Origin of the sequence: Leminorella grimontii (assembly GCF_039789245.1) — a bacterium.
Lineage (GTDB): Bacteria > Pseudomonadota > Gammaproteobacteria > Enterobacterales > Enterobacteriaceae > Leminorella > Leminorella grimontii.
In genome coordinates this window covers 580,569-600,150 of sequence record NZ_CP146357.1, presented here as the reverse complement: position 1 = coordinate 600,150, position 19,582 = coordinate 580,569, and the positions used below count along the sequence as shown (strand labels likewise).

The window sequence follows — 19,582 nt, the reverse complement described above, 5'->3', positions numbered from 1 at the left end:
TCTCTTGCAATAAAACGCTAGGCTGCGGTTTGACTGTAGTCGCCGTCTGTGCTGGAATCTCGGCATCTTTTACATCTTGGGAATTTCACTTAATTCATGCTACAAGCAAAGGTATTTGCACAGGCGGTTCTGGACTGGTATCAGAAATTCGGCCGTAAGACCCTTCCCTGGCAAATTGAAAAAACGCCTTATCACGTCTGGCTGTCCGAAGTGATGCTTCAGCAGACGCAGGTCGCCACCGTTATTCCCTACTTCCAGCGCTTTATCGCGCGCTTTCCCGACGTTTCCTCTCTGGCGGCAGCGCCGATAGATGAAGTGCTGCACCTGTGGACCGGGCTGGGCTACTACGCAAGGGCCCGTAATCTCCATAAGGCTGCGCAGCAGATTGCAGCGCAGCATCAGGGGCTTTTCCCAACCGATTTTGACACCGTACACGACCTTCCCGGCGTTGGCCGTTCCACGGCGGGCGCCATTCTGTCGCTTTCTCTTAACCAGCGCTACCCCATTCTTGACGGCAACGTAAAGCGAGTCATCGCCCGCTGCTACGCCGTTAGCGGCTGGCCCGGAAAGAAAGAGGTGGAAAACCGGCTGTGGGAACTGAGTGATGAAGTGACGCCGGCGCAAGGCGTCGCGCAGTTCAACCAGGCGATGATGGACCTGGGCGCAATGGTGTGTACTCGCTCACGCCCCAAGTGCGAGCTCTGCCCGCTAAACGCTGGCTGTATCGCCTATGCCAACCAAAGCTTTGCGGACTACCCGGGCAAAAAGCCTAAAAAGCAGATCCCGGAAAGAAACGCCTGGTTTGTGTTACTTAAGAACGGTGGTAAAGTCTGGCTGGAGAAAAGGCCAGCCGTCGGCCTTTGGGGCGGGCTTTACTGTTTCCCGCAGTTTAGCGAACGCGATGAGCTTGATGCATGGCTGGCGCAGCAGAAGCTGAGCTCAACGACGTTGCAGCAGTTGACCGCGTTTCGCCATACGTTTAGCCACTTCCATTTAGATATCGTACCGATGCTGCTGGAAGACGTAGATTCAAACAACGCCTGCCGTGAAGAAAAGCCCGGCATTTGGTACGATTTGGCAAATCCCCCGCAGGTCGGCCTCGCCGCACCGGTGGAACGGTTACTCCACCAGCTAAGCCATTTGAGCAACTAACTTGAGGATAAAGCATGAGCAGAACCATTTTTTGCACCTACCTACAAAAAGAGGCCGATGGGCAGGATTTTCAGCTTTATCCCGGTGAGTTAGGCAAGCGAATTTTCAATGAAATATCCAAAGAGGCATGGTCACAGTGGATGACCAAGCAGACCATGCTTATCAATGAGAAAAAGCTCAACATGATGGATCCCGAGCACCGCAAGCTGCTTGAGCAGGAGATGGTGAATTTTCTGTTTGAAGGTAAAGACGTTCACATTGAAGGCTATACGCCGCCGAGCGAATAGCGCACCGTCTCATTCAAACCAATAACGTCAACCAACCATGCTAAATATAAAGAAAACCTGTGCCCTACTGCTGATTACGCCGCTGCTGTTCTCATGCGGCGGCGGTTCAAAAAAGCCCGTCGACGACGATCGTTACGTGAAAGATACGAACGGCTTCGACATCCTGATGGGCCAGTTCGCCCATAACGTCGAAAATATCTGGGGCAGGAGTGAAGTTCTTATCGCCGGCCCCAAGGACTACGTGAAATATACGGACCAGTACCAGACGCGTAGCCACATCAACTTTGACGCCGGCGTCATCACCATCGAGACGCTTAACGCCGATCCGCAGGCCAGCCTGCGGCAGGCCATCATTACCACGCTGCTGATGGGCGAAGATCCGCAAAGCACCGACCTTTATTCGGACGCCAACGACATCCAGCTCAGTAAAGAACCATTCCTGTATGGCCAGGTGCTCGACTCAGACGGAAACACCATTCGCTGGGAATGGCGCGCAAGCCGCTTTGCCGATTACCTGATTCAGAACAAACTGCAGCGACGCACCTCAGGGCTTAAGGTCATCTGGTCGGTAAATATTCCGCTGGTGTCAAACCACCTCGACAAGCGGGCGCATAAGTATCTGCCGCTGGTGCGACAGGCGGCCCGTAAGTATAACGTGGAGGAGTCGCTGATTCTGGCTATCATGCAGACGGAATCCAGCTTCAACCCATACGCGGTCAGCCGTTCCGACGCAATTGGCCTCATGCAGGTCATGCAGCACACGGCGGGCAAAGACGTCTTCAAGATGCAGGGTAAATCCGGCCAGCCGAGCCGCAGCTACCTGTTTGACCCGGCGAATAACATTGACGCAGGCACGGCCTATCTGTCCATTCTGCAAAACAGCTATCTGGGCGGAATTAGCAACGCGACGTCCCGCCGCTATGCCGTTATTACCGCCTACAACGGCGGCGCCGGCAGCGTGCTGCGCGTATTCTCCAGCGACAGGAACAAAGCGCCGAGCGTGATAAACGGCATGGAGCCCGGCGAGGTGTACGAAACGCTGACGACCAAGCACCCGTCCGCCGAATCGCGTAACTATCTGAAAAAGGTAAATACCGCGCAGAAAAGCTATCGTCGATAGGCGGCAGCTCTAGCCGGAAGCGTCGACGCCAGGCTGAGGAAAATCCGCAGCCTGGCACTGGCGTATAGCCTACAGGGAGAAAGTCGATGAATGTGGAACTCAACGTTAACGGCCTGAACTATGTTGCGACGTTTCCAGACAGAGACGTTCGCGACCTCCATTTGCCCCTGCTGCGCACGCTGACTCGGCTACAGCGAGAAAAGAAAAGGCGTTTGGTGGTGTATTTAAGCGCGCCGCCCGGCGTGGGGAAATCGACGCTAACCGGCTTTTGGCAGATGCTTTCTCGTCAGGAAACCGACCTTCAGGATCTGCAAGGCCTGCCGATGGACGGCTTTCACCACTACAACAGCTACCTGGACGAACACGGCCTTCGCGGCCGCAAAGGCGCGCCGGACACCTTCAATCTTGGGCTCTTGCAGGACTATCTTGCTGACCTGAAGTCTCCCCAGCCTCGCTGGCCCAGCTATGACCGAAACCTGCACGATCCGCAGCAAAACGCTATCGAGGTGGTTTCTCCCATCGTGATCGTTGAAGGCAACTGGCTTTTACTTAAAGAGCCCGGCTGGCAGGATCTGATACGGCGCTGCGACTACAGCATCTTCATCGGCAGCTATATCGACTATTTAAAAGAGAGGCTTATCGCCCGCAAGATGAAAGGCGGCGTGAGCAGAGAGGACGCGGAGCGCTTTTTTGAACGGTCTGACGGGCCGAACGTCATGCGAGTGCTTACTAACAGCCGCAGAGCGGACCTGACGCTGGAAATGCTAAAAGACGGCTCTTATCGCCTTATCGACGGGCTTCTCGATGAGAAGCCCCCCACAATCATTCTCTGACGCGGCGTACTAACGTCGCGTCAGATTCGGACGTTTTGAACGATTAAACGCGTTCAACCACCATCGCAATACCCTGTCCGCCGCCGATGCACAGCGTCGCCAGGCCCATCGTTTTGTCGTGGCTTCTCAGAGCGTGGATCAGCGTCACCAGGATCCGCGCGCCGCTGGCGCCAATCGGATGGCCCAGCGCGATAGCGCCGCCGTTGACGTTAACGCGTACCGGATCGAAGCCGAGATCGCGGCCAACCGCCAGGAACTGAGCGGCAAACGCCTCGTTGGCTTCAATCAGGTCAATGTCGCTTAGCGCTACGCCGGCCATCTTCATCGCTTTTTGCGAAGCGGGAACGGGGCCGATGCCCATAACGTCCGGCGCTACGCCCGCCGACGCCCAGCCGCGAATGCGCGCCAGAGGCGTCAGGCCGCGGGCAGCCGCTTCGTCCTCACGCATCAGCACCAAAATAGCCGCCGCATCGTTAATGCCGGACGCGTTGCCCGCTGTAACGGTACCGTCTGGCTTAAAGGCAGGACGCAGGCTGGCCAGCGTTTCCATCGTAGTGTCCGCACGCGGGTATTCATCCTGATTAAACAGCGTCACGCCCTTACGGCTTTTGATTTCAATCGGCGTGATTTCATTAACAAAGCGACCGGACTGGATTGCCGCAGTAGCTTTGCGCTGTGAAGCCAACGCGACGGCGTCCTGCTCTTCACGGCTTAGACCGTAGCGTTCGGCCACGTTTTCCGCCGTAATGCCCATGTGGTAGTCGTTGAATGCACACCACAGGCCGTCCTTAATCATGGAGTCGACCAGCGTGCCGTTCCCCATCCGATAGCCTTGACGAGCCTTATCCAGCAGGTAAGGCGCGGCGCTCATGTTTTCCATCCCGCCGCTGACGACCACTGAGGCACAGCCTGACAGAATGGCCTGTGCGCCCAGCGCAACGGTTTTCAGGCCGGACCCGCACACCTTGTTGACGGTAAACGCAGGCGTCTCAATCGGCAGGCCTGCGCCAATCGCCGCCTGACGAGCCGGATTCTGACCAAGGCCGGACTGCAATACGTTGCCTAAAATAACTTCGTCAACGCTGATATCGCCGGGCAGGCTTTGCATACAGTCGGCGATCACCTTAGCGCCCAGAGACACGGCGGGAACGGAGGCGAGCGTACCGCCAAACTTGCCGATAGCCGTTCTTTTCGCGGCTACGATCACAACAGAATTCGTCATCTCTCTCTCCTTACTCTACGCACAGGGGGCGCAAATCGTCGGCAACGACAAAATTGGCCTCGGTCATTTCGCGCAGCGCGTCAAGCGTCACGTCAGATCTAAGCTCGGTCAGAACCATTTTCCCATCAATAAAGGCGAAAACGGCGATTTCGGTCACTACCATGCTGACCTTGCCCTTCGCCGTCAGCGGGAAGTTACAGCGGTGCAGCAGCTTGGCGCTGCCGTCTTTGGCGCAGTGCTCCATAGCGATAATGACTTTCTTCGCGCCCGCCACCAGATCCATCGCGCCGCCCATACCGGGCACCATTTTCCCCGGCACCATCCAGTTGGCCAGATTGGCTTCTTCATCCACCTGAAGCCCGCCCAGCACGCAAACGTCGACGTGGCCGCCGCGGATCAGGGCAAAGGAGAAGGCGCTGTCAAACATGGCTGCGCCGGGAACGACGCCGCACGGCTGACCGCCAGCGTTGACCAGATTAGGGTCGACCTCGGTTACCGGGCCAAGGCCAAGAAAACCGTTTTCAGACTGCAGCGTGACGTGAACGTCGCCAGGAAGGTAGTTGGCCACCTGCGTCGGCAGGCCAATTCCCAGGTTGACCACGTCGCCATCCGTCAGCTCTTTCGCTACGCGGCGAGCGATAATTTCTTTGGCGTTCATTGCGCTTCTCCCAGATAAAGATGGTCTACCAGTGCGCCCGGCGTCATTACGGCGTCCGGCGCAATGCTTCCTACGTCTACGATCTCATCGCACTGGGCTATCACCAGATCGGCCGCCAGCGCGACGATGGGGTTAAAGTTGCGCGCCGTCAGAGAATAAACGAGGTTGCCGCTTTGGTCGGCCTTCGCGGCCTGCAAAATAGCCAGATCGGCGCGCAGAGGCAGCTCAAGCAGGTATTCCACGCCGTTTTGGGTGATTTTTTGTTTGCCCTCTTCCACCACGGTGCCTACGCCGGTCGGCGTCAGGAAGCCGCCAAGCCCGGCTCCGCCGCAGCGAATACGCTCAACCAGCGTTCCCTGCGGCACCAGCTCAACCTCCATTTCGCCAGCGATCATGCGCCGGCCGGTTTCCGGGTTGGTGCCGATGTGGGAAGCAACCACTTTCTTTACCTGACCGCTGGCAATCAGCGGCCCAACGCCGGTATCGACAAATCCGGTGTCGTTGCCGATCAGCGTTAAGTCCTTCACGCCGGAAGCCAAAATTTCGGCCACCAGCACCGCGGGCGTACCGACGCCCATAAATCCGCCGAACATGATGGTCATGCCGTCGCGCAGGCGTGCGCGAAATGCGTCAAGACTGATTCGTTTGTCCTTCATTGCCCTTCTCCTGCCAAACTGCGGCAAAATAAACCCGCTACGAACGACGGGCGCCGCAGTTGACGTTAATAAGCGTTGTAATTGATGAGGGCCAGCGAACGCTGGCCCTGACACTATCAAATATCCATATCCATCATGGCGGAGCTCAGCCCTTTGCCGTGCATGTCCAGCGCCAGAGAGCGGGTCACTCCGCCGCCCAGCGCGCCGTACATGACGAAGTTCAGCGCACCGATGGCAGGCAGCTCATAGCGAACGACCTCGCCTTTGACGATATCGGCAAAGTGCGCCTTTACTTTTTCCGCCGTCACGGCGTTCTTAATTTTCTCGTAATCATCCATTGAGTAGGCGATAACGGAAATATTCGAGGTGTTACCCTTATCGCCGGTACGAGAGTGTGCAATTTCGCGCAGTTTCATGATTAAACCTCCAAAAACTCGACGGTCGCGGTGACCAGATCGCGGGAAAGCAGCGTAGAGTCCATCGCAAGGATCTCTTTTACTGACTTGGTTGCACCGCCGCCGCCGGCCGGGCCGTTGGTGTACAGCGTTTCAACCTCGTTACCCACCTTGGCCGCATCTGCGCGGGTTTTGCAGCGTGCCGCAACGCGAGCGCGAACTTCATATGGCTCACTGCTCCGAGACAGTGCGTCGCCGTGCAGTGAATTCACGCCGATCAGGTCATAACGCGCCTCTTCTGGCGCAAAGCCGCACAGGGCAAAGCGTTCTTTTACGATCTCCAGCGCCAGCTGGCCGCGAGCGACCGCCCCCGGCCCGGCGTAAGAAATCTCGCCCTCGCCGATGAAGCCGTCCTGATAGCCTACGGAGACTTTCAGCGTACCGGTACGCTCTGAACCCGTACCGCCCTTGACTTCAACGCGATCCGGCCCTACCTGAGTGAAGGTGACGTGAGAGAAATCCGCAACGACGTCAGGCGTCAGGTAGCGGTCAGGCTTGTGAATTTCATACAGCATCTGCTCTTTACAGGTATCTACCGTTACGCAACCGCCAGCGCCTTCAACCTTCGTAATCACGGCGTTGCCGTCTTCGTCGATCTCTGCAATCGGGAAGCCCAGGCGCGCCAGATTAGGCACGTCTTTAAAGCCCGGATCGGCATAGTAACCGCCGGTTATCTGGCCGCCGCACTCCAGCAGGTGCCCGATAAGCGTTCCCTTGCCCAGCTTCTCCCAGTCGTTGGCCTTCCAGCCGAATTCATACATCATGGGCGCCAGGAACAGTGACGGATCGGACACGCGACCGGCAATGACGACGTCTGCGCCGCCGTTGAGCGCTTCAACCATCGCTTCAGCGCCCATATAGGCGTTGGCAGAAATGATTTGCTTGCCGCACTCGGCGATAGGCAGGCCGATTTCATCCAGCTTCACGTTGGCTTTAGTCGCGACGTCCAGAGCGTCATCGCCGCTGACTACGGCAATCTTCAGCTTTTCAGCCCCCAGAGAGCGGGCAATTTCTGCGACCAGCTTGCCGGCATACTGCGGGTTGGCCGAGCCCATATTGGTAATAATCTTAATGCCTTTCTTCATGCAGATAGGCAGAACGGCCTTCATTCTGTCCGCCAGCAGTTCGTTAAACCCTTTCGTTGGATCCGCCGCTTTCTGGCGCTGACCAATGGCAATAGTACGCTCGGCCAAGCATTCGAAAACCAGATACTGAATATCGCCCTTTTCCGCCAGCTCAACCGCTGGTTCAATACGGTCACCGGCATAGCCGGCTCCGCCGCCAATTCTTAACTTTTTCATAGTTACCACGCTTAATTCATCTATCTATATCGAAATTAAATCGGGAATACGCCAATCAACACTGCCGCGATGGTCATCACGATAGAGGCGGCCCACAGGAAGAAGAAGGTAAACTTCTGATGTTCGCCCAGATCGATACCCGCCAACCCAACCAGCAGGAAGGTCGCAGGCGTTAAGGGGCTTACGGGGAAACCGGTGGTCATTTGTCCCAAAATAGCAGCCTGCCCCATCTCCATAGCGGGAACGCCAAGATGTTGACCTGCGGTCGCCATTACGGGCAGAACGCCGAAGTAGAACGAATCCGGGTCAAAAATCATGCTCAGCGGCATGGCGATCAGGCCGATAATGAACGGGAAGTGCGATGCAGACTCAGCCGGGATGTGCGCGGCCATGTAAGACGCCATTTCCTTAAGCATGCCGGAATCTTTCATGATGCCGGTGAAAATGCCGGCGGCAAACAGGATCCCCGCCATCATCAGCGCTGACTTGGCGTGCGCGTCGATGCGAGCCTTTTGCTGCTCCGGCTTGCGGTAGTTAATCAACAGCGCCAGTACGGTGCCCAGCATGAAGCAGACGATGGGCGCAGCCTTACCGCTAATCATGGTGCCAATCACGAGAACAACCAGCCCAATGTTGACCAGGAACAGCTTAGGACGACGTATAGCGCGTTCTTCTTCAGTCAGTTCGGTACGATGGTGCTCCATGTCAGACGCTGAGGCGGAGCCGGAGCTGTAACCCAGACGTTTTTCTTCGCGTTTGCCCAGCAGCCAGGAACAGATGTACACAAACGCCAAGCCGGTCAGCATAACCGGTAACACCGGTAGGAACAGGTCCATTACGGGAACGTTGAGAGACGACGCGGCGCGCAGCGTCGGCCCGCCCCACGGCAGCATGTTACACACGCCGGCAGCCATAGCGACGGCGCAGGCCAGTATGCGCGGGTCCATCTTAAGACGCTTATACAACGGCAGCATCGCCGGAACGACGACCAGGAAGGTTACCGCGCCGGAGCCGTCCAGATGAACAATTGAAGCCAGCACGGCGGAACCCAGTACGATACGAGACGGCTTGTTGCCAACGACTTTAAGCACCTTATCGATAATCGGATCCAGCATGCCCGCATCGGTAAGAATGCCAAAAAACAGAATGGCGAAAACGAACATGCCGATAACCGGCGCGATGTTCTTCACGCCGCTAACGGCAAACTTGTTTACGGAAGCGACGTCAAAACCGGCCAGAAGCGCCATAATGACGGGAATTGCAATCAGCGCCGCCATAGGCGACAGTTTTTTTGTCATAATCGCCGCAAGAACGACGAGAATGGTGAGAAGTCCAAATAAAGCTATCATAGATAAGATTTCCTGTTCTTAACGTTGTAGGAAATGAAGAAAAAATAGTTATCGGAGGATGCGTTCTTATTTTCATCTCCATACTAGCGGCATGAAAAAAACAGGGAAATTCATTAATCAGATAGCACTATTTAAAAGATGAATAGGTAATTAAATAGAATGCGCGTCCAGTCACACTATCCAAAAAACAAATCGCTTATACAATGTTCCCCTTTTGGAGAACGGTAGCTATGAATCTGTCGATTAAACAATTTCGCGCCTTTCTGGCTTTGTGTAAGCATCGCAATTTTACCCGTGCGGCAGAATCCGTTTTCCTTTCTCAGCCGGCCTTTAGCAATCTCATCTACGCAATAGAGAAAGAGGCCGGAGCGCGGCTGTTTGACCGAAAACCAAAAACCGTCGATCTTACCCCTGACGGTGAGGTGTTTCAAAATATCGCGCTGGGCATCGTCAATGAATTTAATTTAGGTCTATCCCGCTGGCACGACCACATTAATCAGGAACAGTTCAAGATTTCCATTGCGGTTTTACCCTCTATCGCAGTGAAACTGTTGCCTTCGTATATTCAGCGTTTTCGTCTTATTCAGCCTAAAGCCGCGTTTGACGTGAAAGACTTACAGTCGGACTACTGCCTGTCTTCAGTAATGAATGAAACAACGGAACTGGGGATGGTGGGATATTTGCCGAACGACAGCGGAGTTGAAAGTTATAAAATACATAGTGAAAGATACTATCTGGTTTTTAATCGCCATCATCCTTTGGCGAAAAGGGATACGGTTAGCCTCAGCGATATCAGTCATTCAACCGTCATTCGATTTGCGCCCACTACCAGCATTTATCAATCGCTGCATGTCGATATTACAAATAATAAAAATATTAACTATATCGATATTGAGCAACTCAGCACGCTGTTTGGGCTTTTGCTCTCAAATTCCGGCATTACGTTTTTACCCGAGCTTACGCTGTACATGTTCCAGCATCCCGATATTATGGTCAAACCCGTCGCCGAAGAGGCTCTGAGCCGCGATATTTATATCATCCGAAAGAGCGGAAAAACGCTCTCGGACATCAGCCAAAAATTTTATGAGTTCCTCACCGAGCCATAATTTGTCCGCCGCTCTTCTGAAGAAAGTGTCAACGGCGCTTTGACAGCGCCACTGGCTTTTTGCTCAAATGGGCGTTTACCAATGTGATTAGAATCTTATTAAAATTGGAGTTATCTTAAATGGCTCACCGGTCAACACTAAAACGACTAAAGTATGTCGGCCTGCTACTCGGGCTGACCATGCCGGCGTTAAGCTTTGCCGCAGACGTTGACGGCACTACGCTCAGCCTGGGATGGGGCATTCCGTTTGTCGGCATTCTGCTTTCCATCGCCCTCTGTCCTCTGCTAATTCCAACCATCTGGCACCACCACTTCGGAAAAATCACCGCGCTGTGGTCAATCCTGTTTTTGGTTCCGTTTACGATGACGTTCGGCATTGATACCAGCGTGGGGCTGGTCGCGCACGCCATGCTCGCGGAGTATATTCCGTTTATTATTCTACTGTTTGCCCTGTTTACCGTTTCGGGCGGGATACTCGTTCAGGGTAACCTCCACGGTTCGCCGAAGCTCAACACGGCGCTGTTGGCTATCGGCACTATCCTCGCGTCGCTAATGGGTACAACCGGCGCGGCCATGTTGCTTATCCGCCCGCTGATCCGCGCCAACGACAACCGTAAACACCGCGTTCACGTCGTTATTTTCTTTATTTTCCTGGTGGCGAACATCGGCGGCGGCCTCACTCCACTGGGCGACCCGCCGCTGTTTATCGGCTTTTTGAAGGGCGTTGACTTCTTTTGGACCGCTATCCATATGCTGCCGCCGGTGATTATCAGCAGCCTGATTCTGCTGGCAATGTTCTACGTCGTCGACAGCTACTACTATAAGCGTGAAGACGAGATGGAGCCGCGCGACCCTACGCCTGATTCGAAGCTCCGCCTGTACGGCAAGTTCAACTTTGTTCTACTGCTCGCGATCATCGGCTGCGTTCTGCTTTCCGGCTTCTGGCGCCCCGGTATCGAGGTATCCCTTTTCGGCGTCCATATGGCCCTGCAGGACATCACTCGCGACGTTGCGCTGTTAGTCATCGCAGGTATCTCTTTAGCGGCAACCGCCAAGCCTATCCGCGCCGGTAACGAGTTCAACTGGGAACCTATCCTTGAAGTCGCCAAGCTGTTCGCCGGCATATTCATCACCATCGGTCCAGTTCTCGCCATTCTGCGCGCCGGTTCCGAAGGCCATATGGCTGGACTGGTCTCTATGGTTTCCGATCCTCAGGGGCAGCCAATCAACGCAATGTACTTCTGGCTAACCGGCGCCCTTTCCGGCTTCCTGGACAACGCGCCGACCTATCTGGTGTTCTTCAACCTCGCCGCCGGCGATGCTCAAATGCTGATGAACCAGCTGCCGCAAACGCTGCTGGCAATTTCGATGGGTTCAGTCTTCATGGGGGCATTAACCTACATCGGCAACGCGCCGAACTTTATGGTTAAAAGCATCGCCACCCAGCGGGGGATTCAAATGCCGAGCTTCTTTGGCTACATGAAGTGGTCATTCGGTATTCTCATTCCGCTGTTCTTAGTGTTAACGGTCATTTTCTTCCTGTTCTAATGCAAAAAGGCCTGACGCTCACGCGTCAGGCCTTTTAAATCCCATCTTAAGTAGACTACACGCTGGTCAGCATTATCAATGCAAAGACCAACACGATAGCGCCAATAAGCCCACCAATGTTGGTTCCACCTTTAGCTTTCAAAGCCGGAACGACGTCGTCCCCTTTAGCCATCACCAGCGTTTCTGCAATTTTCTTATCAATATGCTGCTTATACAGTCGGTTAGCCCAAATTCCCGCGGCAACCCCCAGCGCAATACTGGTGACGTTAATCAAAATCTCAGAGATGCCCAGCGTCATCTGAATCCCCGTCAGCAGGAAACCGAGCCCCAAATAAATAACGGCATAGAGATACATCTTGCGATAAACAAACCAAAATGCGCCGAAGAAAAAGGCCGCCCAGTTCCAGCGTTTAGGGATATCGCCACCGTGGGGAAAAAACGAATAATACTTACTGCCGACAAATATTTTTGAATAACTTTCAGAAGAAGCATCAGACGTCTCGCCGGTAATTTCCGCTACCGTGCTGGACACGGCATAAGGGTTAACTGACGCCGACTCATCGCAAACGACACACTGCCCGTCATCATTAACCGACATATTCCCGCACTTTGAACACTTCTCCATCGCATCTTCCCGTTATTATTCAAAAAACCAATACGCCATTCCGCTGGGCGAAACCTCAGAGTGAGCCTATAGTATCGTCGCATCAGGCGGCTTTCAACACGCGCGCGGAGATGCTGCAGTGTTTTGTCCATTATGCGCCAGGATAGGTCTTAATGAGCTCAAAAACGCCGTTAATAATAAACTGAACGCCCATGCAGACCAACAGAAAGCCCATCACTCTGGAAACGGCCTCAATGCCGTTCTTACCCAGCCCTTTCATGATAAGGTCTGAACTGCGCAAGCTTCCCCATAGGATAAGCGACAGCAAAAGGCTGCTTAACACCACGGCCGTATAAACTACGGAAGCGCTATAGCTTGTCGCCTGATGCCAGGTTGATGCCGCGGATATAACCATCGCAATCGTACCCGGCCCTGCCGTGCTCGGCATTGCAATTGGAACGAAGGCGATACTTTGCGTCGCGGGTTTTAATACTTTGCCGTTTTCATCCTGCGATTCGGCCGGTTTCGCGTGAGGCGGAGGCGGAAAGAGCATCCTGAAGCCGATATAGGCGACGATAAGCCCACCCGCAATGCGCAGACCGGGAATAGAGATACCAAACACTCTCATAACCAGCTCACCGCAGAAAAAGGCAAGTACGAGAATGAGGAAAACGTAAAATGACGCCATCATTGCCTGCCGATGGCGCTCTTCCCGGGTCATATCCCCGCTCATGCTCAAAAACAGCGCCACCGACGTTAACGGGTTGGTTAACGGAAGCAGCAACACCAGCGCCAGGCCGATTAAGTGCACTATTTGTAGTACGACGTCCATTGGACAAACCACCTCTCAACGATTTAAAACAAAGTCACCCGAAGGAGAAGAAACGTGAGCCTATGCGAATAAACATTCAGCCGCTCAGTAGAAACTAAAATATTTACGTCCCGTAATCAATCAGACCTCCGTGCACACTATCCGTTCCCACACCAACGTACAAGGCCTGCGATCCCGCCTTACCGCCTATAGTTGATTGAAAAAAGCGCAAACGAACCGATTTTATGTCCTTATGAAGCTAAAGTATTTGACCTTCCGGCCATAATCCGGTTTAATGTCGCTCCACTGCCCGGATAGCTCAGTCGGTAGAGCAGGGGATTGAAAATCCCCGTGTCCTTGGTTCGATTCCGAGTCCGGGCACCATATTAAAAAACCCGCCAATGGCGGGTTTTTGTTTTTTTATCCTACCTTATTTTGTCATTTATTATTAGCAGTCGCACCGGACTCAACTTGACCACCCGACTTCTTTGATGCCAACAAAAACGCACAAGATAAGTATAGGGTAATTATCCAAGATGACGGTATAGGTTTTGCGTGCATGATTACGTCGCTTAGCCCGAAGAGGAACATGGCAAGTACAAAAGATAACAAAATTGGCTCTCGAATTTTTATGATGTATCTAATTAGAGAAAAGTAGAATAGGAAAAGCAGAATAACTCCAAATATTCCTTTCGTAGACAAGGCCTCGACAATTTCATTGTGCAAATGAACATTTAAGAAGACAGTCGCACCATAAAATTTATTATTATTGAGATCGTTCAGAGATTTTATTGCATCGGCTCTTTTTTCTAGTGACTGGAAGAAAAAGTTCTTATAAGAAGATGCAACTCCCGCTTCTATCATTGCCAGTCTTGCACCTATAGAAGTATCGCTATTCTCCTTTTCATAATTTGAAATATCTGAATGAAAATACTTTACCCTCTCATTAATTTGATCTTTAAATATAAACCCACAAATAATAAATAAAGCAAGGAGAGGGAGGCATGCTTTTTTCATATTAAGAGAATTAACCTTAGAATCAATAATAAGCATCATAATTATCATGACAGGATAAGCTATTATTGCAGCTCTCGTACCTGTCATTATAATAGCAGAAAAACTTAAAAAGAAATTGAGAGAAAATAGGAGTGTTTTGTACCTAATATCACTTCTTAATAAAACTAATGTCGCATAACCAGATGAAAATGTTAGCATGTATGCAGCAATCGTCGCAGCTCCCATTTCCCCCGCAACCCCACTCATTGCCGAGAGAGGGATCCTATCAACTCCCAAATAAACACCTTGATAAAAAGCACATCCAAAACAAATAACTTGCCCAATAGCAGCCACTATTAAGTGTATTTTATGGTTTTTCATTACTTCCGAGACATTGGTACTTGTCAACACAAGAAATGAGAATGCGCCAAATACTGCAATTTTTCCCATCTCTAAATATCCTCTATATGCATTTACATATAGCGAGTCAGAAGACTTATAAAACCCATACCATAATAGGTTGACAAAACCTAATATTAGTAGTGTATAAAAAAATGGAATCCCAGGATTACTAGTAAATAATATTTTTACATTAGAAATAACAATAAGAAAAGAAATCCCTCCAGAAATAATTATTATTTTATTGGTAACATTTGGATCTATAGGGATAAAAATGAAGCCAATAAAGTGAAGAAGAAGAATGCTGGAACATAGAGAAATAGTTATAAACTTATTCATATTTTTAAATTTAAATCCATAAGACAATATAAAACTGCTTTATAAAATATCTCAATTTACCAATAAAGAGAAAAGAAAGAAACCTTTATCCATGATCTTACTTTTTTCATAATTAATTGTGTATAAGTTCGCGGATGTTTTTTAAAATATTTCTCTTTTGATGCAAGTAATCTTTCTCTCTCTAAATGACTATTATCAACAGTTGCTATAGGATGAGAAATAAACTCCGATAGGTAAAAATCTTTTATTATTCCTTCCTTCTTCATTAATTTCCAACTATCTGCTCTATAGGTTCCATATCTTCTATCTAAAGACAATAGCTCACGACACATTTTATTACTAATCAAATAACAACACGTTCTTCTAATCTTGTTTTGATTATACGTTACACGACGAAGTTTAATTGGGCCTATTGATATAAAGTTAAAGAAGCTTAAGCCAAGAACGGGATAATCATGCAATCCTTTTTGACCACCTAGAATATAGAGATTATCTTCACTTAGTTTACTCAGCTTTCTCTCCATATCTAACCCTTCCAGAAAGAGTTTTAATCGATGATCAACAGTAACATCATCTTCCAAAATAATACACCACTTATGATTTTTATTAATAATATCTTGGTATACACTTTGATGACTTAAAGTACATGCTATCTCCCCATTTGTCATGGTACTACCGTCACCCGTAGTTTTTTTCCTAAGGAAGATATCCTCATTGTCACTATTTTTAGCATCAACTGCATTAAAAAATTTAAATCCTACACCTAAACTTGATAGAGAATCAGATATTTTCGTTCTTCTTACCTCATCTCTTTCGAGAGAAACTATATAAATAGGAATACTCACCTTCTAACTCCATAGAATACAATTTATATAAAAAATTATCGAAAACACGATCTAATTCTAACTTTAAATTCTTTTATTTTATTTCTAATATTTTTTTTATAAGTTAACATGTAATAGCCAACGTCTTTTATCTCATTTTTAATACCAAAATGCCTTTCTAAATCAATTCTATCTTTAGCTTTTCGTTGTGAATTGCATTTTTTTCCAGACAAGTCAATTAACCTAATGCCATTAGATGACAGAATAAAGTTTCCTTTATGAGGATCGCCAGAAACCATATCATGACTATGAAGAGTATCTATTGATGATGCTATATCATTTTTGACATATTCAGGAATCACATTCATATCACTCAATTCCTGTCCCTCAATATATTCAATTAACATAATAAATGTTTTAGCATAGTTAAATATTTTATTTTCAGCTAAAAAATAATAATCATTAACGAGTAAAAAACCTTCTGTTCTGACCCGATCTGTTTGTAAAATTAAATTTTCATAATAATCCCCTTTAACAAAGGACTTAAAAAATCGCTCTTTCTTTCTATCCTGAGGAACAAATACTTTTAATACAAATTTACCTCGTTCTGTATCAATCAATAATACTTTGGTATCTTCTATAGAACGAAATACTTTCTTCACATTCAATTTGAAATGAAGAAAATCATCAAGTATACTTTCGTAAAATGGATCATTGTCTTTTAAATAGACAGTAAGTTTACCTTTTTTTTTCTTCGTAATCATAGTATCTACTTATTGCCTTTATTTCTTTTGACTAAACTATATTTAATGCCGCTTATGACAGCCTTCAGGTATCTTCCTTGCTTAAATTCATGTTTGTATTTCTTTTTCCATTCAACTATTTTTTCTGCATTCTTTAAAGGTCGCTGTTTCCATGGTGAAATTCTCCAGGCTTGTAAAAAATATTGGGAAGAAGGATAATTTGCCCACTCATGCCATGGCTTAGTTGCGCCCGTATAATGTATAAAAACTGTTGAATCCTTAATTATTTCTTTATACTCATTCTGATTTTTAGCTTTTAGTTCATTTTTTATTGTATAAATACAATTATAATCTCTAGGAAGATAAATATTATTCATGTTAAATGAAATATTCAAAGCATCCTGATCTAAATATTTCAGATATCCATATTCACTTTCCCCTCGAAGCAATCGCAAAGATTTATTAGTAAGATCATATTCGGCCCACGCTGCTAAGTTTACATAAACCATACCGGCATTGAAATATTTACCTACTAACTCTGGCCAATTTAGCCTCTCAGCTGACTTAGATTGCATATCACTAACATCTAGAACTACTGCAGCAAACTTTCCATCAAACTCCATATTATAAATGTAGTCTAACTGCCCTTTACAGACAATATCTGCATCTAAATACAATACAGATGATATAAAATTGCTTAAATAATCAAAGGATAGCAGTCTGAAATAAGTAGCATATGACCATATTTGAGATGTCGGAAGAGAAGAAAAAGCTTTAGGATCAATAAGGTATATGTTTATATTTGTGTTAAACTGCTCAGACAATTCATTAAAACGCGTTATATAATCATCATCAATATAATCAGTAAAAACATGAAAAGATAATCTTAACTTCCTATTATTCATCAATACTGATGTTATTGAAATTGCCGCACCAAAAAGAAAACTCTCATCAACACCATAAGATACATTCAAGAATGAATTATTTTCTTCTATATCCCCTAATTTAATAATTTCCCTGATAAAGCTACTCATTACCACCTCTATTCCATTTCTTTTTTAGTTTCGCAATATAGTAATTAGTATAAGAACAAACTGACTTCCATAATTTCCCTTGATTTGCCATGTGCTTAGCACAATACCGATACTGATTACTATTACGTGGATCCAATAGAGGATATTCGTTCCACGGAGAATAACTTTTCGCAATAAAAAATGGCTCGGCGCTTTCATACACAGCCCAATTATGCCAAGGCTTGGTTGGACCGATATAGTGTATAAACACAGTATGCTCATTTATCGGAACAACAAAACTCCCCTTCTCCTTGAGTTCATAGTTCAAGCTAAACTGCGTATTGTATTTCTTATCCAAAAACAGAACGTTGCCCGAGAAGATCATGTTCAAAACGTCCTGATCGGGAAAAGAAACCAATTGGGCAACTTCTGCTTTCTGCAGCATCTCTATTGCCTGAAAAGTAATCTTCTGCGACTGCCACGCACGTAAGTCAACAAATAAAAAGCCCGTGTTGAAATAGCCGTTCTCAATCCCAGTACAACGTAGGGCTTCGGCCCTCTTCTTCCACCACGGCGCCTCACCTTCAGCAACGACAGCACAAGCCCCCCCTGCAAACTCAAGACTAAGCAGTTCATCAACGCTATTCTGGCAAACAATATCGGCATCAAGATACAGGATGCGATCCAGCCTGCTGGCAAAATAGTCAAAAATGATAAAGCGAAAATAGATAGCGTAAGTCCAATTCTTCGTGCTGGGCAGCGACTTCAGCTTTTCGCAGTCAATCAAATAAACCGAAATATGCGTTTTATACTGGGCGGCTAAATCGTCAAACTTCTGTCTGTCGTCGTCGCTAAAGTAGTCAGTAAACACGTGAAAAACAAAGTGCCCAGAAGGATTGCTTAACAACACTGAAGCAATGGAAACGCCACAGCCGAACAGGAAGTTCTTATCAATACCGTAAGCAATATTGAAGGCATTCTCACTGCCTCCTTCCGAGTGATTGAAGTCCATGACGGTTCGAATAACTTCGGCTTCATTAAAATACGTTTTGCTCATCATGAACTCTTTTTCATACTGGTAAAAATGGCGCTATTCAGCCCATCATAGTAAGAATCATTGTAAAAACGGAGAATGGATGCCTGAACAGAGCTGCGATCAATACACTTTTCGCCTTTAATCAAACCATCCAAGATAGAAGAGAATTTTTCCACCTGCCCCGGCGCATAAAGATAACCATTAATTCCGTCTTGGATAATATCTCTAGGCCCAGACATGCAGTCCGCACTAACGCACGGTATACCATATGACATAGCTTCCAATAACGTCATGGGAAATCCCTCAAACGACGACGTCAACAACAGCGCAGTAACCTTCTGAATATCCTCTTGAACCACTTCCCAAGGATGAGACTGCCAGCCGTGCCAAGTGATACGCTTGTCAATATTGAGCTCACGCCCATAGGACTGGCAGCGTTCAAAGTCAGATCCGTCGCCGATAACGTGCAGCTTCCACGGCCCTTGAACGCGGGAAAGGCCATCAAGAAGATCTTTAATCCTCTTTTGCCCTTCAAACTTCATGCGTCCTACGTATAAAAACGTCGGCGTTTCCCCTTCCTCTGGAGCTGGGATAATGACGGATTTGGGAGAAACCGGATTGTAGATTACGCTAATCGCGCTTTCCGGTATGCCTCTGGCCATCATTTGCTGCTTTATCCCCGAACTTATAGCGAGATGATAGTCAGCATAGGTTACACATTCCGCGTGCTTTTTATGGTCCAACGAAAAATGCGGCCACGAAAATAGTGGGAAGCTCTGCCCAGCCTTACTGCGCGCCTTACTGGCCAGCAGACAGGAAAGCACGTCGATACAAATAACTACGTCCGGCCTTTCCTGCTTTAACCAAGAGGTAAAGGCGCTTATATGCTTAGCTCTGCGCAAAAAAGAGAATTTGATATTTGAAAAGGAGTAGGCAGAATCAATGCCTTCAAGCCACCCCTTATCCATTTTGTCGTTTCGACAGAAGAAAAACGTTTTACATTCAGCTGAAAGCGGCGCCTCACGAAAGGCGTGGATCACATCGCGAATAACCGTTTCCATTCCACCAAAACCAGATACCGCCTCACCAACAAACGCTATTTTCATCGTTATACGTCCACTATATCTTTGC

At 48.5% G+C, this 19,582-nt stretch carries 20 protein-coding genes and 1 tRNA gene; 7 read left to right on the top strand and 14 right to left on the bottom strand.

The genetic code is table 11. The annotated features are described in order from the left end of the window. The first annotated feature begins 96 nt into the window (after positions 1-96). From mutY to V8L73_RS02915, 4 genes are all read left to right on the top strand, one after another. Entirely contained in the window at positions 97-1,152 is a 1,056-nt protein-coding gene (gene mutY, locus V8L73_RS02930) for an A/G-specific adenine glycosylase (protein ID WP_027275268.1), read from the top strand. A 14-nt stretch (positions 1,153-1,166) separates the two neighbouring features. Beyond that, complete coding sequence (locus V8L73_RS02925; protein WP_027275269.1) at positions 1,167-1,439, top strand: oxidative damage protection protein; 273 nt, start codon at positions 1,167-1,169, stop codon at positions 1,437-1,439. A gap of 46 nt (positions 1,440-1,485) precedes the next feature. Beyond that, the gene (gene mltC, locus V8L73_RS02920; protein ID WP_261832661.1) at positions 1,486-2,559 is read left to right on the top strand and encodes a membrane-bound lytic murein transglycosylase MltC; all 1,074 of its coding nucleotides are present in this window, start codon (positions 1,486-1,488) and stop codon (positions 2,557-2,559) included. A gap of 86 nt (positions 2,560-2,645) precedes the next feature. Further along, a complete protein-coding gene (locus V8L73_RS02915; protein ID WP_027275271.1) occupies positions 2,646-3,392 on the top strand; it encodes a nucleoside/nucleotide kinase family protein in 747 nt (248 codons plus the stop codon). 43 nt (positions 3,393-3,435) lie between these two features. On the opposite strand, the gene V8L73_RS02910 is transcribed toward V8L73_RS02915, so the two are convergent. The 6 genes from V8L73_RS02910 to V8L73_RS02885 all read right to left on the bottom strand — a co-directional run bounded on the left by V8L73_RS02910 (position 3,436) and on the right by V8L73_RS02885 (position 9,033). Next, a complete protein-coding gene (locus V8L73_RS02910; RefSeq protein ID WP_027275272.1) occupies positions 3,436-4,614 on the bottom strand; it encodes an acetyl-CoA C-acetyltransferase in 1,179 nt (392 codons plus the stop codon). Positions 4,615-4,624: 10 nt separating this feature from the next. After that, positions 4,625-5,272 carry a 3-oxoacid CoA-transferase subunit B gene (locus V8L73_RS02905; RefSeq protein WP_027275273.1) on the bottom strand — a complete coding sequence of 216 codons (648 nt, stop codon included), beginning with the start codon at positions 5,270-5,272 and terminating at the stop codon, positions 4,625-4,627. Then, entirely contained in the window at positions 5,269-5,928 is a 660-nt protein-coding gene (gene atoD, locus V8L73_RS02900) for an acetate CoA-transferase subunit alpha (RefSeq protein WP_347254077.1), read from the bottom strand. The genes V8L73_RS02905 and atoD overlap by 4 nt, the downstream gene beginning before the upstream one ends. 116 nt (positions 5,929-6,044) lie before the next feature. Beyond that, entirely contained in the window at positions 6,045-6,344 is a 300-nt protein-coding gene (locus V8L73_RS02895; protein WP_027275275.1) for an AtuA-related protein, read from the bottom strand. Positions 6,345-6,346: 2 nt separating this feature from the next. Beyond that, the gene (locus V8L73_RS02890) at positions 6,347-7,684 is read right to left on the bottom strand and encodes an acyclic terpene utilization AtuA family protein (protein WP_027275276.1); all 1,338 of its coding nucleotides are present in this window, start codon (positions 7,682-7,684) and stop codon (positions 6,347-6,349) included. Positions 7,685-7,719: 35 nt separating this feature from the next. Next, positions 7,720-9,033 (bottom strand): CitMHS family transporter, encoded by a 1,314-nt coding sequence (locus V8L73_RS02885; protein WP_027275277.1) that lies wholly within the window; start codon positions 9,031-9,033, stop codon positions 7,720-7,722. Positions 9,034-9,263: 230 nt separating this feature from the next. On the opposite strand from V8L73_RS02885, the gene V8L73_RS02880 reads away from it, so the two are divergent. Next, complete coding sequence (locus V8L73_RS02880; protein WP_027275278.1) at positions 9,264-10,139, top strand: LysR family transcriptional regulator; 876 nt, start codon at positions 9,264-9,266, stop codon at positions 10,137-10,139. A 119-nt stretch (positions 10,140-10,258) separates the two neighbouring features. Next, positions 10,259-11,686 (top strand): sodium:proton antiporter, encoded by a 1,428-nt coding sequence (locus V8L73_RS02875; RefSeq protein WP_347254076.1) that lies wholly within the window; start codon positions 10,259-10,261, stop codon positions 11,684-11,686. A 55-nt stretch (positions 11,687-11,741) separates the two neighbouring features. On the opposite strand, the gene V8L73_RS02870 is transcribed toward V8L73_RS02875, so the two are convergent. Beyond that, a complete protein-coding gene (locus V8L73_RS02870) occupies positions 11,742-12,284 on the bottom strand; it encodes a DUF2628 domain-containing protein (RefSeq protein ID WP_027275280.1) in 543 nt (180 codons plus the stop codon). Positions 12,285-12,441: 157 nt separating this feature from the next. Next, positions 12,442-13,122 carry a MarC family NAAT transporter gene (locus tag V8L73_RS02865; protein WP_261832616.1) on the bottom strand — a complete coding sequence of 227 codons (681 nt, stop codon included), beginning with the start codon at positions 13,120-13,122 and terminating at the stop codon, positions 12,442-12,444. A 287-nt stretch (positions 13,123-13,409) separates the two neighbouring features. Between V8L73_RS02865 and V8L73_RS02860 the strand changes: the two genes are divergently transcribed. Further along, positions 13,410-13,485: transfer RNA gene (locus V8L73_RS02860), tRNA-Phe, on the top strand. A gap of 54 nt (positions 13,486-13,539) precedes the next feature. Here V8L73_RS02860 and V8L73_RS02855 read toward each other — a convergent pair. The 6 genes from V8L73_RS02855 to waaB are packed head-to-tail and all read right to left on the bottom strand — an operon-like array spanning position 13,540 to position 19,557. Beyond that, positions 13,540-14,835 carry an O-antigen ligase family protein gene (locus V8L73_RS02855; RefSeq protein WP_347254075.1) on the bottom strand — a complete coding sequence of 432 codons (1,296 nt, stop codon included), beginning with the start codon at positions 14,833-14,835 and terminating at the stop codon, positions 13,540-13,542. Positions 14,836-14,891: 56 nt separating this feature from the next. After that, positions 14,892-15,680 carry a glycosyltransferase family 25 protein gene (locus tag V8L73_RS02850; protein WP_347254074.1) on the bottom strand — a complete coding sequence of 263 codons (789 nt, stop codon included), beginning with the start codon at positions 15,678-15,680 and terminating at the stop codon, positions 14,892-14,894. A 35-nt stretch (positions 15,681-15,715) separates the two neighbouring features. Further along, the gene (rfaY, locus tag V8L73_RS02845) at positions 15,716-16,423 is read right to left on the bottom strand and encodes a lipopolysaccharide core heptose(II) kinase RfaY (RefSeq protein WP_347254073.1); all 708 of its coding nucleotides are present in this window, start codon (positions 16,421-16,423) and stop codon (positions 15,716-15,718) included. Positions 16,424-16,428: 5 nt separating this feature from the next. After that, positions 16,429-17,436, bottom strand: a complete 1,008-nt coding sequence (locus tag V8L73_RS02840; protein ID WP_347254072.1) for a glycosyltransferase family 8 protein — start codon at positions 17,434-17,436, stop codon at positions 16,429-16,431. Beyond that, a complete protein-coding gene (gene waaO / locus V8L73_RS02835) occupies positions 17,429-18,472 on the bottom strand; it encodes a lipopolysaccharide 3-alpha-galactosyltransferase (protein ID WP_422655619.1) in 1,044 nt (347 codons plus the stop codon). Before waaO ends, V8L73_RS02840 begins: the two co-directional genes overlap by 8 nt. Then, positions 18,472-19,557: a lipopolysaccharide 1,6-galactosyltransferase gene (gene waaB / locus V8L73_RS02830; protein WP_027275286.1), complete on the bottom strand. Its 1,086-nt coding sequence runs from the start codon at positions 19,555-19,557 to the stop codon at positions 18,472-18,474. The genes waaO and waaB overlap by 1 nt, the downstream gene beginning before the upstream one ends. Between the last annotated feature and the right edge of the window lie 25 nt (positions 19,558-19,582).